A 16,307-nucleotide genomic window follows, 5' to 3' on the forward strand; every position below is an offset into this window, starting at 1 on the left:
TCTTGTTTAGTTAAGCGGTATAGTGAAGATACCGTCACCAGATGCATTGGCTGCAACAGGGTTACCTTGGTAGTTCAGGCGTTTCACTTCCATCACTTCAATGGTTACTCGGTCGCCTTTGCCTGCTTTCGCAGCGAATCTGCTCAAGTCACCAGATGGTCCGTTGAATTCTGCCTGGTCTACTGGCTGCGAACCTCTAACTAGGAACGCTCTCCACTTGGTTACCCTATAACGAGCTTCCTGAGGCAAAAATTGCTTAAATCCTTCGTCCGCTACTGCCTGAATCTCTACCGCTCTAATAGACTGGGCAGGTATACCTCTCTTCTGGTCAACTGCTCTACCGTTCACCAAAGTAACCAGTGATGGTCTTGGGATAGGACGAACTTTGAATGTCTCTGAACCAATGGCGTTGCCGCCGCTGCTCACGTTCAGTTTCACTTCAGTTGAAGTAGGGATGATAGTTACCTGTCCTTTCTTAGAACCCTTGATGGCAGAACCACCATTAGCTGAGAAGCTAGGATCGTATACAGCACCCAACGCAGGAACCTGTACGTTCAGCTCATTTGCGCACTGGAAATAAAGTGCTTGAACCGAAGCAGATTGTACTTGGATTACCGGCTTAGCTACAATGTACTCTTCTACGATAGGGAGTCTTTCCTGCTCACCGTTCTTGTCGATGATTACCTCACCTTTCCAAGTCTGCTTTGAGTTACCGTCTGCGTCGTAGTTTGAGGCAGCAGCAGTGAACTCAATCATACCTTTGCCATTCACTACGTTCACCGGCTTACCCTGGAACGTCATAGTTGGTGTAATCGCATCAGATGAAGCCGCAATGAACATCTCAGCTTTGTACTTGGTACCAGCTGCTACTGTCTTGGACTCAGCACGCGCCATTGCGAAGATTTTCTCGAACTTGATGATGTCAGCACCTACTTTTTGAGCCAGGTTCTGTAGCGCATCAGCTTCGTACTTCAATACTTCTGCTTCTTTCTGAGAAAGAGTGGCCAATGCAGCTACCATAGGGGTAGCCTCAAAGTTCAGTTGAGCGAAGTCTTTGTTGCGCTGGTCGCGGTCTTTGCTCGCCACTGGGTCTTCCTTGCCATCTCTGGCCAGGCTCTCCGGCATGCCCTCGTTGTACTTACGCATGAATTTAGCGTAGTCGTTCAGCTTCTGCTTCAGTTCATAGGCCGCCCCGTTTTTCTCGTTGGCTGCACCTATCATGTTGATGGCTACTATATCCTCTGCACTTGGGTTTGCATAGTGGCCTTCCTCATTCAAGCCACCTGATTTTTCAACCAGCATAGTGCGAAGGCCACGGATATAATTTACCAGCTCTGAAGTTTGCTGTCTTACTGCCTCAGCGTCAGATAATACGGTTTTATCTTTATCTCTATTACCGCCTTCGCTGACCTTCGACTTAATGTTGGATACTACTCCGGCATTATCTGTTATTGTTTTATCGTTTACTTCTTTTAGACTTTCGTCGAGAAACTGAAACTTTAACAGGATTGCGGAGCTCACTTGTAGGGCAAGAAGTGCGGTCAGTACCAGGTACATCATACCGATCATCTTCTGCCGAGGTGTCTCTTTAACTCCAGCCATTTTATACTTAGATTACTGTTGTTTTCTTGTTGATTTATAAAATGCGTCGGAACTAGCCTTTCATGGCTGTCAGCATGTTACCATACACTGTGTTCAGTGAGTGTAGGTTATGCGTCAGCTTAGAAACTTCGTGCTTGAACTGCTCTGTGTCCTTGCTGGCATCGGTCAGGTTCTCCATTGCCATGCTCAGGTTACCATAGAACTTGTTCATCGCTTTCAGGTGGTTGTTGGCATCCTGAAGCTCCATTTCATACACAGCGTTCAGTGCTCCCAGGTTTCTGGTCATGCTCTGTACTTGCTGGTGGTATTCCTGCGCATCAACAGTTGAGCCTGCCATTTGGGCAAGTGCATCCGCTGTTGTAGAGTAGGCTTGTGTAATCTTCTCTAGCTGATCGCCGGCTGCTCTTACGCGTACGTTATAGTCGTTTGTAGCGGCAGTTGCCTGGCTCAGGTCAGCCATTTGAGCAGTGGTTTCGCTCAGTCTGTTCAGGCCAATGCCTAGTGTGTTTATGGTCTCAGGAGTGATGTCCGCGTCACGCAGCATATCATCCAGTTTCTTCGTAACGGACGTACCACCAGTGGCAGTGGCAGGAACGAGGCCTTCGCCCACATAATCATCGGCTAACTGTGGGTAAACTCTTGCCCAATCCGGATCGTGTGGCTGTGGCTGGAACGCGCTCAGGAAGAAGATAACAGCTTCTGTTCCCAAACCGATGATAAGCATCCAGTTTGCTCCCTCCCAGTGCATGATTTTAAACAACGCTCCAATAATAACGACTGCAGCACCTATGCCATAGATTTTTGGCATCAACACGTCGTACAAGAAACTGCGACCTCTAGCTTTGCTCATTTTGTTTTCAAAAATTAAATGTGAACGATTGGGTTTTTTAAAATTGTGTGTTTTGAATTAGTGTTGACTTCTTTGGACTATCTGAACTCTCTTCCGGATGAACGGCCAAGGTAAATCATGGCATTACGGAAACCAACATAAGAGCGGGCTGAGTCCTGATATTCGAAGTTACGTGTGCCAGTCTCCAGGAAGTACGCGATGTCCTTCCAGGAACCGCCTCTTACAACCTTGCGAGGCTCATTGTCATCATAATATACTGGGTTCAAGTCCCAGGTAATCGGAACGGTAGCGTCGGCATAGGCATCCTCTGTCCACTCCGCCACGTTACCAGCCATGTCATACAGGCCAAAGTCGTTCGGGAAGAACTGGGCTACAGGAGCCGTGTAAGTAAAGCCATCGCTGTAGTAGTCACCACGGCCTGGCTTGAAGTTAGCTAACAGACAGCCTTTGGCGTTGCGCAGGTATGGGCCACCCCAAGGGTATACAGACATATCGCGACCGCCTCTTGCGGCATATTCCCACTCAGCCTCAGACGGCAGGCGGAACATTGGCATTGGCGCCATACCGTTATCAGCGTTCGCCTGGTTCTTGTGCTTGGTGCGCCAGTCGCTGAAATACTTGGCCGCGAACCAATCGACACCCACCACCGGGTATTCGTCAAACGCTGGGTGGGAGAAGTAATACTCCATCAGCGGATCGCCCATGTGGTATGTGAAGTCGCGTACCCATACTGTTGTATCCGGGTATAGCTCCGTCATCACGAAGTCCTCTCCGAGCACGTCAATGGAGTCGTTCACCATTACCTCGATGAACTGACGGTATTCATTGTTCGTAATCTCAGTTTCATCCATATAGAAGCCGCCTATTGTCACCTGCTTGTTCAGGTTGGCCATAGTGGCTGCTATGTCCTGATCTGCCTGACCCATGTGGAATGTTCCACCAGGACAGATGACCATACCGTAGGGAACAGCTTGTGGATTGTAGTCTGGACGATCTTCAGAGCCGACTAGATCACCTTGCGGTCCTCTTTTCAACCCACAGCTCGCAAGCAGTACCACCGCCAAAGCGAAGGAAGACAGCTTTAATAGTTTGTTCATGATGACTTTAGGAAAAAGTAAATTTTTTAGCAATGTTTTTTAGCACACTTTGACTGGTGTAGCAAATATATCGAGTTTTCGAAATAAAACAAAAACTATCAAATAAGACACCAATTTATAATTTTCCAACGGTACAATACAAGGAATATTATACCTGCGGGGTCAAAAAATTAGAGTGTATTTTTTCAAGAATACAGCTTTTCCGTGATAAATCCTATGCTAAGCAAATTTATTTAGGGAAGTTGTAGCGAGGAGTTCGCACTGGTGGGCGGAACCTTACAATGGGCTCTGGTAGTCTATAGGAGAGCATCACCTCGTGGGAGGTGGGTGCTTTGGCATCTCTGTTAAATGTCGTGAAATCAAACGCATATCCAACCCGCAGCGCATTGTCCTGCAACAACGCAATTCCTAATAGGGCACTAACAGCTTCCTGGTGCCGATAATTCAATCCGCCCCAATATTTTTCTGCGAAAGTCACCCTGCCGCCTGCATCAAATGAAAATGTCTCTGTGTCGTGCTTGAGAAGTACAGTTGGTGTTACTATCAGGTCGTTGGTGAGGGCAAAGTGGTATCCTGCTGTCGCGTAGATGTGGTTTTCACCCAGCACGCGGCCCCGGCCAGTGTTCGCAGAGTCGGCGAACTCATAGGTGGAGCGCAGCAGGTTCGTTACCCCACCGCCTGCATAAAACAACTCAGATTCGTACCAAAGCCCCGCGCCTACATCATACTTGCTGTCCGAACTGTTGAACGGCACGTTCGGGTCGCCTTCGTCAATGGCGCGGTAGCTGCCCTTGCGGATGTTGTTGACGTTCCCCTGTAAGCCTACCCCTAGACGGCCCTCTCCTAAGTTGATATGGAAGGAGTAGGAAATGGCGGCTTGCTGAATGCGGGTGTTGGCGATGCGGTCCTGCACTAGGCTGATGCCTAGGCCACCTCTCAGCAGGCGCACGGGCGTATGGGCTGTCAGGAGCAGGGTCTGGGGAGAGCCCCCGTCATCGAAGGTGGCGTCGTAGTTCAGCCACTGGTACCTATATAATGAGAGTACTTCCGGTCGATTGGTTATACCTGCATATGCCGGGCTGATGTACATGCCATTGAACCCATAGTGCGTAAACTGGGGCTGCTGCTGCGCCCAGGAGGTCAGGTGGCAGACAAACAGCAGTAAAACAGCAGGTATAATCTTTTTCATAGGCTGTTGCAGCTAGGCAAGAGAGCAGTGTACGGTATAACGCCCGAATTCAATCAAATATATATATTAAACAGTAAAACGCAAAAGAGAGTAGATGGTTGATTCTACTCTCTTTTGCGTTTTACTGTTGCTGAATCGAAACTGATTTTAAACCAAAGTCTTATCTTTTCTGTGTCTGCTTCTGGTTTTGGATGTATACCTCGATGGCCCCTGTCATAGAAGGCGCGTTTGGCATAGGTGCCTCAATGTCCAGTTCCAGCCCTGCGTCTCGCACGGCCTTGGCTGTGGTGGGGCCAAATGCCGCGATGCGGGTGTTGTTCTGCTTGAAATCCGGGAAGTTGATGAACAGGGAGGTGATGCCTGACGGGCTGAAGAACGCGATGCAGTCGTAGGTCACGTCATCCAGGTCGGACAGGTCTGCGGCTACCGTCTTGTAGATGACAGCCTCCGTGAACTTTATCTTGTTCGCCTCCATGAAGCTCGGGATGTCGTCTTTGCGGATGTTGGAGCAAGGGTACAGGAACTTCTCGTTCTTGTGCTTCTTGATTACCTCGAACAGGTCCTTAGCCGTCTTCTCGCCCACGAACAGCTTACGCTTGCGCAGCACGATGTACTTTTGCAGGTAATAGGCCGTCTGGTCCGAAATACAGAAGTACTTCATGTCAGCAGGCATCTCTATCTTGCTCTCCTGGCAGATTCTGAAGAAGTGGTCTACCGCATTGCGGCTGGTGAAAATGACCGCCGTATGCGCCAAGATGTCCACTTTGTCTTTGCGGAACTCTTTGTTGGCGACAGGCTCTACCTCAATAAAAGCACGGAAGTCTACCTTGATGCCGTACTTATCCGCAATAGACAGATAAGGGGAGTTGTCAGTAGTAGGCTGTGGTTGAGTAACGAGGATACTTTTAATCGGAATGCTGTGCCTCTCAGGATTAGCCCATGCTTTTTCTTTGCTTTCAGCCATAGAGTATGGTAGTCTGTTGTTTAATGTAACCTGCCTTGCCGCCTGTTCTGCTGATTTTGTGTTTTTAAAAGTTGAACACGATGAACTTCAGCATGATTGCCAGCGGAATCACTTCTGTGGCGCAAAGGTATGAAAATAAATGCAAATTTATCACAGAAGCTTTCTTATTTACTGTGACAAAGACCCGGAGGATGGTGATTACCAACACCAAGGACACCGCCAGGCTAGACACGGTCAGCACCGTCTCAGGTACTGTGTTGTTGAGCGCCAGGTATAGCAGCATCACCACAGGCAGAAACAGGCCCAGGAACAGCAGAGACCTCAGAAACTCACTGTATTGCAGCCGCCCCACCTGCTCCAGACCGAAGATGTAGCCCATCAGTTTCACGAAAAGGTACTTTATCAGGATGATGAAGAATATCAGCAGGGTATAGAAGAGGATTTTAGTGGTGATATCGGCTTCCGAAACCGGAAATAGTCTATTAAACAGCCGCACATGCTGCACATTGGTATGGATGGCGGCAATGAGCAAGGCCAGTGACAGGGAAAAAGCCAGAATGAATAGGATGCTGGACCAGGTGTTCAGCGGCTTGGACAGGATGCCTTCCTCCAGCGACCTAGTACGCAGAAAGGACTGCACGCCAAACACACTGTGGAAGTCGTTGGGGAAGTTCGTCTTGAGACTGCCGTAGATAAGGCCAATCAACAGCATGAAGATGATGAAGGCGTTCTGGTTCACGTACTCACGCAGCCGGATGGAGAAACTGCCTTTGATTTCCTGCTCCACGGCATCCACCGTCTGCACCCTGTTTTTGAAGGTGCCTATGTTGGGCTGCTGTGACGGATGCCACACCGAGAGCAGGTATTTGCCATTCACCGGCTTGACACCGCTGCTGTGCTTTGCCAAATCGAGGGTATAGGCGGAGGCGGAATCGGCTACGAACACCAACTGGTTGTTCAGGAACAGGCAAAGCTCCTTGCGGGCCGTGAACTCAATCTGGAAAGGCTGCTTCGGCGCGATGGACACCCACTGGTGCACGGCCGTATATCCTGTGTGCAGATTAGACACGTATGGCACCAGGTTGCCGTCATCGTATACCTGCCAGTCGCCGCTGATGGTGTTCTTCTGCTCCAGCGGCAACACCTGCGCCCGCGCCGGGCACGTAAGCACCAACAGCAGTAGCACCAGCCACCAACCCAATCCATTGCTATACCTTTGAAACACGCTCAGAACCGCCTGCTAAACTATCTTAACTGATTTAAACCGATTTACTGCCGCTAGGAATGCAGCACACCCTGCATCTGCAGCATGCTGATTTCTATCAGGTGGTCCTCGGTGATGGAATCGGGCACGAACACGAACCGCTTGTCGTATATCTGCCCGTCGATGTAGTAGCTCACGAAGTACTCGTTGTTGATGTGAAAAACGCTTGGGTCGATGAGCTCTACCTGCACAAAGCTCTTGGGGGCCACCTGCTCAAACATGTGCCGCAGCACTGAGGTCTTCACCTCTTCGCCATCTTCCGAAGTGCCATACCCTTTGGAGGTGATGAACACATTGTCCAGCGGAATCGGGTTGTTGTTGATGAAATATACATTCCAGGTGCGCTCCTGCGGAATGTCACCAGTTGCGGCTATCGCCACCGCTACACCCTCTACGGGAGTGAAATCAATATCTTTTTTCATGTACTTCTGTTGTGATAGTCGCCTCGAAGAGCCCGGCCAGGTGGCGCAGCAGTTTTTCCTCTACTTCCGCCAGGGGCACTTCATGGCCTAGTTCTTTTGCCAGCGAGGTCACCTGCTTGTCGGTGATGCCGCAGGGCACGATGTTGTTAAAATAATCCAGGTCGGTGTTGATGTTGAAGGCGAAGCCGTGCATGGTCACCCAGCGGCTGCACTTCACACCCATCGCGCAGATTTTGCGCGGGTTTTTCTGCTCCTCATGGTCCAGCCATACCCCTGTAAGACCAGCTATACGCCCGGCCGTGATGCCGTAGTCGTTCAGCGTCAGGATGATGGCCTCTTCCAGGAAGCGCAGGTACTTGTGGATATCGGTAAAGAAGTTGTCCAGGTCCAGGATAGGGTAGCCCACTATCTGGCCGGGGCCGTGGTAGGTAATATCGCCGCCACGGTTTATCTTATAGAACGTGGCTCCCTTGGCCTTCAACCCCGCCTCGTTGATGAGCAGATGCGACTCGTGTCCACTCTTGCCCAAGGTATAGACGTGCGGGTGTGAGCAGAACAGCAGGTAATTGGGCGTAACCTGTTGCTCCTCCGGCGCCGCGCTCCGGTTGCTGGACTTGATGTCGAGGATGCTGGTAAAGAGACTGTCCTGGTAATCCCAAGCCTCTTTGTAGTCCATCAGCCCCAGGTGCTCAAACTTTATCGCTTTGTTCTGTGACACGTGTTGTTTCTCCTATCAAAGGTATACCGGCAGCCGACAAGGCCTTGTATCCCTTTATTTTCCACAAAGATAAACCTGATAATGGGCATACGCAAACCCGCTCCTCCACTGGCTTGTCACGCTATACCTTGGCTATTCCTTCTCAAAACCCGATTCCTGGCAATTAAGTTTAAGGCAGAAAGCATCATGCATGGCTAAAACACGGGTATCCCATCTCTCCACCGGCTCTCAAGGCGAAGACCAGGCTGCAGCCTATCTCCGGGAGCAGGGCTATGACGTCCTTCGCCGCAACTACCGCACAGGCAAAGCTGAGGTGGATATTATCGCCCAGAAAGGAGGTATACTGGTGTTTGTGGAGGTGAAAACGCGGGCCAACGATGTTTATGGATTTCCAGAGGAAGCAGTGAGTGCGCGTAAGCAGCAGATGTTACTCAACGCAGCTGATGCCTACATTTCCGAAACAGGTTGGCAGCACGACATCCGCTTTGATATCATCTCCATCACTTTGGGCAAGCCGCCGGAGCTGTTTCACATTGAGGATGCCTTTCATTAGCGGCTCGAGGCGCGCTTGTCCAGCTTGTCCTTCTCGTAGACCAGCGTGCCGTGTCGGTCGTACTGCTTGACCAGGTAAGGCTCGGCCGGTGGGTCGTAGGGCGTCTCGGGGTACTGGTACTCGGAGTGGCGACGATTTCGGAAGTCGTAGTGCTTGATCCAGATGCCTACCTTGCGGCCCTTCTGGTACTGCCCTGACCATTCCAGTTGCCCGTTCTCATAGAAACGGTAGTACATGCCCTGCACCTCGCCGTAGGCATAAGGTATAACCTCCTTTATCTTTTTGGTATCGCCGTAGTACGTCACGACGGCATCGCGTAGAAAGCCCTTTTCATAATGCTCTTTGCCTATCAGGATGCCGTTGCGGTTGTAGCGCTCCCAGCGCAGGTGCTTGGTGCCGGCGTAAAAGTAACCTTCCTCCACCACCTCGTCGCCTTGCTTTTTCTTGTAAGGGCCGTGCAGCACCTTGTGGCGCTCCGGGTCCACCTCACCACGTGTTCTGTAGAGCTTGCGTCTCTTGGTGTCGTAGTAGTATTTTTCGGGTGCGTATGGGTTTGGGTCTTCGTGCTGTACCAGGTAGGTGAAGGTCTCCAGCACCTGCCTATCGCCTTTGCCACCGGACTTGATGAAGCCTTTGGCCACCTTTGAGCCCATGAAATAGCGTTTGTTGGCTTTCTTCTTGCGCTTCTTCTCCTGCTCGCCTTCACCCTCCTCCGCTTCCAAAGCCGTCTCCACAGACGGCTTGGCCGTGTCTGCCAGCGCAATAGCCTCTGCTTTGGCGCTCTCTTTCAGAGAGGCTCGGCTCAGGTTGTAGTCACTGTTGTACTTGGAGGAGCTGCAGCTTGACAGCACCAGCACGAACAGCAGACTAAGCCAGACAAGATGAAGAGGTTGCTTCATGGTATGATTTCGGGGTGCGTGTGTTCCGGTGAAAATAGACAACTCCTTGATGTAACGTAAATATGCGGATAATTCATATACACCACAAACCGCTAGCAGGTATAGCCCCTATAACTTTTAGGCAGGTGGCTTAGTTCACGCGGCAGCGGCCAAAGCGCCAAAACAAAAAGCGGCACCCAGCAGGTGCCGCTTTCCAATGGTTAGGTATGTATTATGAAAAGGTATGCTACTCTTTGTCAATCAGGTCCACGCTGCGCTTCACGAAGGCGGTCAGGGCGGAGCCGGAGAGCATGTTCTGCGACAGCAGCGCCAAATCGAAGGCCTGGCGCGCAATGCGCTCTTTGTTGTCGTCCTTGGCCTTGAGGATGCGCTGGTTGATGCTGTGGTTCGCGTTGATGGTCACGTTGTAGGTATCTGGCATGTTGCCCATGAACATCATGCCGCCACCGCCAGCCTTGCTCATGTCCTTCATGCGGCGCATGAACTCCGGCAGCGTGATGATGACCGGCGCGTCGTCCGGCGACATCGGCGCTACCTCCACCTGCATGTTCTGGTTGCTGATGGCCTGCTCGTATATCTTCTTCAGGTCTTCCTTCTCGGCATCATTCAGCACGCTTTCCTTTGACTCATCTTTCTCCACCAGCTTGTCGATGGTCTCAGAGTCCACACGTTTCAGAGTCGTCTTCTCGAGCTTCTGCTCCAGCATACCTATGAAGTGGCTATCGATAACAGAATCCAGCTTGAGCACATCGTAAGCGCGGTTCTGGGCCGACTCTACGAAAGCATGCTGCTTGTCAGCGTCGGTGGTATAGAGCAGCACCAGCTGGCCGTTCTTGTCGGTCTGGTTCGCCTGGGTCAGGGCCTTGTACTCCTCCAGGGTATAGTATTTTCCCTCAGTGTTCTGCAGCAGCACGAAGTCCTTGGCCTTCTCATAGAACTTGTCGTCGGAGAGCATGCCGTACTTCACGAACACATTGATGTCTTCCCAGTTGTTCTCAAATGTGGCTCTGTCCTTCTTGAAAATCTCGTTCAGCTTGTCGGCTACCTTTTTGGTGATGTAGGTATTAATCTTCTTCACATTGGAGTCGGCCTGCAGGAAGGAACGGCTCACGTTCAATGGGATGTCCGGAGAGTCAATAACGCCGTGCAGCAGCATCAGGAATTCAGGCACCACGTCCTTCACCTCATCGGTGATGAACACCTGGCGGGAGTACAGCTGGATTTTGTTGCGCTGTATCTCGAAGTCGTTCTTGAGCTTGGGGAAGTACAGTATACCAGTCAGGTTGAACGGGTAGTCCACGTTGAGGTGAATCCAGAACAGCGGCGCCTCCGAGAACGGGTATAGCTCCTTGTAGAAGTTCTTGTAATCCTCATCGGTCAGCTCAGACGGCTGCTTGGTCCAAATAGGGTTTGGGTTGTTGATGATGTCGCCTTCGAACTCCACTGGCACCGGCAGGAACTTGCAGTACTTGTCCAGGATGGTGCGGATGCGGGCCGCCTCCAAAAACTCGTCTGAATCTGCTGCCACGTTCAGAATCACGTTCGTTCCCTGGTCTTCCTTGTGAGCAGGCGCTATAGCAAACTCGGTGCTGCCGTCACAGGTCCAGTGAGCTGCTTCCGTACCCTCTCTGTAAGACTTGGTGATTATCTCCACACGGTCCGCCACCATGAAAGCCGAGTAGAAGCCCAGACCGAACTGACCGATAATCTGGTTCTGCTCGCCGGCATCCTTGTAGCGCTCCACGAACTCAGCGGCACCCGAAAAGGCAATCTGGTTGATGTACTTCTTGATTTCCTCGGCCGTCATACCGATACCGTTGTCAGAGATGGTGATGGTGCGGGCGTCTTTGTCCACTTTCACCGTCACTTTCAGCTCTCCCAGGTCGCCTTTGTACTCGCCGATGGCGGACAGGCGCTTCATTTTCTGGGTGGCGTCCACGGCATTGCTCACCAGCTCACGCAGGAAAATCTCGTGGTCGGAGTACAGGAACTTCTTGATGATGGGGAAAATGTTCTCGGTGTGAATCGAAATATTACCTCTTTCTTCCATGTGCTATACTTTTAAATCTATATTTCAACAAGTGATGTCTCAGCTAAGGACAGGCCTCTATTCGTTTCGGAGGTTTCAAATCCTGTTCCATACCAGAGCGGCAGTCGGTTTTGTGACAGGATGTCAGAGAAAGTGGAAATTCTGCAACAAGAGGCCTTCTATCTGCTGCACGCGCAGGCTTTTCTGGCATATTTTAAAAGAACCGCCACCGTACAACGGAATCGGAACTACTGGATTATTTCTCCGTAAATGCAACAAGATTGAAAAAAGCACTATATTTGTTTTGATTGACCTGCTGTAGGTGCACCGCTTTACGACATATATCGCCCTTTTTCTGCTCCTGCTGTTTGTCAGGGCCATGGTGCCGGACCAGCTGCTGCTGAGTCTGCACAGCCATGCCCACACAGAGCACAGCCACCCAGGCGACCACAACCAGGCGCATGTCGACAAGAAGCACACCCATTGCCCGGTAGAGGATTTGTTCGGAGCACCTTTCCAGAACAGCTCTGCCGTTGTTTCCTTTACTGAACCTATTCTTTTAAAGGAGCACGTTGCCAGCTATTATAGCAGCTGGAAATCTATCTCTGCTTCGCACACGCAGCAGCGTGGCCCACCGGCTGTGGCCTAATCCTTCCCCTGTCAGCTTTATTGATACTCACACTGCCTGCTCAGAGGAGGTACAGTGTAGGGTATAGCTGATTCCACTTTATTTACTTTTTCATTTTGTGTATCGCTTTCTCCTGCGGCTGCAGCGGAACAGATGCACTGTTTCTTATACCATCAACTGTGTATAGAATCAACTTATTTATCCTGGTGCAGGTATGGCTACTACTCTTTGTGGCGGGCAGCGCGCTCGCCCAGGAGCAGTCGTACACCGATGCCGAGGAGCCGGAGCAGGACTGCGGCCTCACGCTTTCGGGCAAAGTGCTGGACCATGACACGCGGGAGCCGTTGATTGGCGCCACCATTTACATAGAGGAGCTGCAGCGGGCCACGCTGTCGGATGAGTATGGCAACTACCATTTCCACCACCTCTGCCGGGGCAGCTATACCTTGAAGGTGACCTATATCGGGTATGAGCCGGAGCGCCTGTCCACTCGGATGAGTATCTCCACGGTGCGTAACCTGACGCTGCACATCGATGCGCAGCGGCTGGCCCAGGTCGAGATTACCGGCACCCGCCTGCAGGAGCAGGCGCAGGCAACCGAAACGCTTCAGGGGCGCGAGCTGGAGGAAACCCGCGGTCTGTCGCTAGGCGAGTCGCTCAAAAAGCTTACGGGCGTAAGCTCTGTGCAGACTGGCCCTACCGTTTCCAAGCCCGTCATACACGGACTGTTCGGTAACCGCGTCGTGATTATGAACAACGGTGTCCGGCACGAATCGCAGCAGTGGGGAAACGAGCACGCCCCGGAAATTGACCCGCTGAACGCCCAGCAGATGCGGGTAATCAAGGGTGCGGCAGGCGTACGCTACGGTTCCGATGCCATCGGGGGTATAGTTTTGGTGGAGCCCAGCACGCTACCGGACTCGGCAGGTATAGGCGGCGAAGTCTCCCTGATTGGCAGTACCAACAACCGTATGGGCACGGTGGCCGGCATGGTAGAAGGCAAGCTTCGGCAGTTGCCACTAAGCTGGCGCCTGCATACCTCTGTTAAGAAAGCGGGTAGTGCGCAAGCACCCAAGTATAACTTGGACAACACCGGCTTTGAGGAGCAGAACCTGGCAGCCATGCTAGGGTATAAGCGACAGCGCTTCGGGGCAGAACTGTATTACAGCTATTTCCACACCAAGCTGGGCTTTTTGTCATCGGCACACATCGGCAACCTGACGGATTTGGCAAACGCCATCGGGCGGGAGCGGCCGGAGGAGACGGGCAGCTTTACCTATACCATCGCCCGCCCTTACCAGGATGTGACGCACCACCTGCTCAAGGCCAAGGCTTCCTACCAGACTGGCGAGGTAGGTGAGTTGCAGTTCACCTACGGGCTGCAGCAGAACGTGCGGCAGGAGTACGACAGGCACCGCAACACCGGCGACCGTCCGCAGCTGGATTTGGACCTGCAGACACACACCACCGAGCTGGTATGGGAGCACAAGCCGTTTGCCAATCTCTCCGGAAGCATGGGGGCTTCTACCATCTGGCAGAACAACTCTTATGCTGCCAACACCAGGCCTCTGCTGCCTTACTTCATCAATACCACCATCGGTGCTTTTGTTTCGGAGAAATGGCGAAAGGATAACCTGCAGCTGGAGGCCGGCATCCGCTACGACAATAAATCGCTCGACATTAAGCGGTGGAATCGTACGGAAGGCGTGCTACGCCCGTCTTATACGTTTCATAACTTTTCCGGAAGCTTCGGCGCACTGTACGACCTGGGCTACCACGTTACGTTGAGCGCCAATGTCGGCTATGCCTCCCGTGCACCGCATTCGTATGAGTTGTTCGCTAACGGGCTGCACAACAGCGCGGCCTCCTTCGAGCGCGGCAACCCGGAGCTGGTGTCGGAAGACGCCGTGAATACCATGGCGACGCTTAACTATCATTCTAACCTCCGCCTGAACGGGGAGCTCAGTCTCTATTACAACACCATTAACAATTACATATACCTGCAGCAAGCACCAGAATATATACTGCTCGTGAGCGGTGCTTATCTGCTAGCAGAATACAAGCAGGCCGATGCCCGGTTCTGGGGAGCGGACCTCAATTTCGATTACGCCCTGACCAACCGGCTGACACTGAACAACAAAACGTCGCTGGTGTATGCCAAAAACCGGGAAACAGACAGCTATCTGCCGTTCATTACGCCTGGCCGCACCGACAATACTCTCCGCTACAGCTTCGAGAACAGAAATGCCTCCAGGCTCTCTGACAGCTACCTGGCGCTTGGAGGGCTGTATGTAGGTCGCCAGAGCCGTTCTGATGCGCAGTCGGACCCTGTGTTAGCGGCACCTGATGCTTACTTCCTGCTACATGCCGAGGCGGGCACGCAACTGCAGTTCGGGAAGCAACAGGTGGAGCTAGGTATAGTGGGCAGCAACCTGCTCAACACCAGCTACCGCGATTATCAGAACCGCCTCCGGTACTTTGCCGACGAGATGGGCCGCATGATTATGTTCCGCATCAAGGTTCCGCTGTAGTCACATCAATCAAAGAATTCAATTAATTAAACCTCAAACAGTTTATTTATCATGAAGAAATCATTCAGACCATACCTCGCATTTCTGCTAATGGGCAGCTTACTTACATTTTCAGCTTGCAAAGATGAAGAGGAACCTGAGCCAGACCACGAACACGATGTGGTGACGACTGTGACCCTGACGCTTACGCCTTCCAATGGTGGTGAAGCAGTTACTGCTACCTGGGAAGACCTGGATGGCCCGGGCGGCAACGCTCCTACAATAGATGAGCTGGTGCTCAGCGCCAACACCACGTATACCGGCGCTATAGCCTTTGCCTCCGAAGAAGCACACGGCGACCATCACGACACGCATGACCTGACAGCAGATATCCGTGCAGAAGGGACGGCGCACGAGATCTTCTACCTGGTGACGCCACAGAATCTGGTCACCTTCAGCAAGACCGACAAAGACGCAAACGGCCGCCCCATCGGTTTAGAAACAACGGCTACCACCACGGCAGCTGGCCAGGGTAAAGCGCGCATCATACTCAAGCACCAACCGGGCACCAAGAGCAGCACTAGTAACGAGAACACAGGCGAAACTGACGTGGATATCACTTTTGACACTAAAGTTCAATAGTCTGTAGCTGCCTCTTTCATGCACCAAGCGGACATCATTGGGTGTCCGCTTGGTGCATGAAAGCAAGGCCTTGGGTAATCTACCTGTGCAGACAGCACCTGGCCAACAGGCGGAAGGGCAGATAACAACATACTGGCAATTGGCGTAAGTCCGGTTACTCAGGAACCCATCTGTCACGGGCTTCGCAGGTTCGCCTTGTGGGTAACCATATAGAACATCCTAGGTATAGCGTATCACTAAGAAACTAAACTACATGAACAAGCTATTCAGACCGTACTTTGCCCTGTTGCTAATGGGCGCCTTACTGGTGACGACCTCCTGTAAGGACGATGATGACCCTGCGCCGACTGACGAAGGAGAGGTGGTTACGACGGTGATGTTGGCACTCACACCTGAGGGCAAAGGCCAGGACGCGTCCGCTACCATTAGCACGCTGAGCGGCACACCGAGCCAGAATGCCCCGTTGGTGCTCCGGCCAAACACCGTATATAATGCCGTTATCACGCTAAGGGATGAGAGCAAGAACCCGGCAGTTGATATCACTCAGGAAGTGAACCAGGAGAACGACGAGCACGAACTGTTCTATACCTTCACTCCGGACGCCAACAGCACGGCCACTGTGACTGTTGAGAAGACAGATTTTGACCGAAACAACCGTACAGTTGGCCTCGCGGCCAAGTTATCAACTGGAAGCAATGTGGGGGCGGGCAGGCTGCGAGTGGTGCTGAAGCACCAACCCGGCGGTTTGAAGACCGGTGACGCGACCAAGGGAGAAACTGACGTAGACGTGGCGTTCGAGACGATTGTCCAGCAGTAACGCGTTGCCCATTAGTCCTCCAGACAAAAGACACAGGCTGCAAGGGCGCCAAAGATTTCTGGCATAATATTAGCTACCATAAATATACCGGATAGACTATAGAAATGGTCGCTACCGCATACC

At 52.0% G+C, this 16,307-nt stretch carries 15 protein-coding genes; 5 read left to right on the forward strand and 10 right to left on the reverse strand.

What is annotated here, in order from left to right; translation table 11 throughout:
* Positions 1–6: 6 nt before the first annotated feature.
* From porM to lipB, 8 genes are all read right to left on the reverse strand, one after another.
* Positions 7–1,602: a type IX secretion system motor protein PorM/GldM gene (porM, locus tag B051_RS0100320; RefSeq protein ID WP_018476169.1), complete on the reverse strand. Its 1,596-nt coding sequence runs from the start codon at positions 1,600–1,602 to the stop codon at positions 7–9.
* A gap of 52 nt (positions 1,603–1,654) precedes the next feature.
* Positions 1,655–2,452, reverse strand: coding sequence for a type IX secretion system motor protein PorL/GldL (porL, locus tag B051_RS0100325; protein WP_018476170.1), 798 nt, complete (start codon positions 2,450–2,452; stop codon positions 1,655–1,657).
* 77 nt (positions 2,453–2,529) lie between these two features.
* Positions 2,530–3,549: a T9SS ring complex lipoprotein PorK/GldK gene (porK, locus tag B051_RS0100330; protein WP_026236099.1), complete on the reverse strand. Its 1,020-nt coding sequence runs from the start codon at positions 3,547–3,549 to the stop codon at positions 2,530–2,532.
* 229 nt (positions 3,550–3,778) lie between these two features.
* Positions 3,779–4,738 (reverse strand): PorP/SprF family type IX secretion system membrane protein, encoded by a 960-nt coding sequence (locus tag B051_RS0100335; protein ID WP_018476172.1) that lies wholly within the window; start codon positions 4,736–4,738, stop codon positions 3,779–3,781.
* A gap of 160 nt (positions 4,739–4,898) precedes the next feature.
* Entirely contained in the window at positions 4,899–5,702 is an 804-nt protein-coding gene (locus B051_RS0100340) for a uroporphyrinogen-III synthase (protein WP_018476173.1), read from the reverse strand.
* A 64-nt stretch (positions 5,703–5,766) separates the two neighbouring features.
* Positions 5,767–6,927 carry a DUF4271 domain-containing protein gene (locus tag B051_RS0100345; protein ID WP_245539545.1) on the reverse strand — a complete coding sequence of 387 codons (1,161 nt, stop codon included), beginning with the start codon at positions 6,925–6,927 and terminating at the stop codon, positions 5,767–5,769.
* 53 nt (positions 6,928–6,980) lie between these two features.
* Complete coding sequence (locus tag B051_RS0100350) at positions 6,981–7,388, reverse strand: hypothetical protein (protein ID WP_018476175.1); 408 nt, start codon at positions 7,386–7,388, stop codon at positions 6,981–6,983.
* Positions 7,372–8,064 (reverse strand): lipoyl(octanoyl) transferase LipB, encoded by a 693-nt coding sequence (gene lipB / locus B051_RS0100355; RefSeq protein WP_051080636.1) that lies wholly within the window; start codon positions 8,062–8,064, stop codon positions 7,372–7,374. The genes B051_RS0100350 and lipB overlap by 17 nt, the downstream gene beginning before the upstream one ends.
* 232 nt (positions 8,065–8,296) lie before the next feature.
* Between lipB and B051_RS0100360 the strand changes: the two genes are divergently transcribed.
* A complete protein-coding gene (locus B051_RS0100360) occupies positions 8,297–8,659 on the forward strand; it encodes a YraN family protein (RefSeq protein ID WP_018476177.1) in 363 nt (120 codons plus the stop codon).
* On the opposite strand, the gene B051_RS0100365 is transcribed toward B051_RS0100360, so the two are convergent.
* Together B051_RS0100365 and htpG are read right to left on the reverse strand one after the other, a co-directional pair.
* A complete protein-coding gene (locus B051_RS0100365) occupies positions 8,656–9,558 on the reverse strand; it encodes a toxin-antitoxin system YwqK family antitoxin (protein WP_018476178.1) in 903 nt (300 codons plus the stop codon). The two genes, B051_RS0100360 and B051_RS0100365, sit on opposite strands and share 4 nt — an antisense overlap.
* A gap of 226 nt (positions 9,559–9,784) precedes the next feature.
* The gene (htpG, locus tag B051_RS0100370) at positions 9,785–11,608 is read right to left on the reverse strand and encodes a molecular chaperone HtpG (RefSeq protein WP_018476179.1); all 1,824 of its coding nucleotides are present in this window, start codon (positions 11,606–11,608) and stop codon (positions 9,785–9,787) included.
* A gap of 301 nt (positions 11,609–11,909) precedes the next feature.
* Here htpG and B051_RS0100380 point away from each other — a divergent pair, with 301 nt between their 5' ends.
* The 4 genes from B051_RS0100380 to B051_RS0100395 all read left to right on the forward strand — a co-directional run bounded on the left by B051_RS0100380 (position 11,910) and on the right by B051_RS0100395 (position 16,184).
* The gene (locus tag B051_RS0100380) at positions 11,910–12,236 is read left to right on the forward strand and encodes a hypothetical protein (RefSeq protein WP_018476181.1); all 327 of its coding nucleotides are present in this window, start codon (positions 11,910–11,912) and stop codon (positions 12,234–12,236) included.
* Between the two features lie 158 nt (positions 12,237–12,394).
* Positions 12,395–14,746: a TonB-dependent receptor gene (locus B051_RS0100385; protein ID WP_018476182.1), complete on the forward strand. Its 2,352-nt coding sequence runs from the start codon at positions 12,395–12,397 to the stop codon at positions 14,744–14,746.
* A gap of 51 nt (positions 14,747–14,797) precedes the next feature.
* Entirely contained in the window at positions 14,798–15,367 is a 570-nt protein-coding gene (locus B051_RS0100390; RefSeq protein WP_026236101.1) for a hypothetical protein, read from the forward strand.
* A 253-nt stretch (positions 15,368–15,620) separates the two neighbouring features.
* The gene (locus B051_RS0100395) at positions 15,621–16,184 is read left to right on the forward strand and encodes a hypothetical protein (protein WP_018476184.1); all 564 of its coding nucleotides are present in this window, start codon (positions 15,621–15,623) and stop codon (positions 16,182–16,184) included.
* Positions 16,185–16,307: the final 123 nt, after the last annotated feature.

Origin of the sequence: Pontibacter roseus DSM 17521 (genome assembly GCF_000373265.1) — a bacterium.
Lineage (GTDB): Bacteria > Bacteroidota > Bacteroidia > Cytophagales > Hymenobacteraceae > Pontibacter > Pontibacter roseus.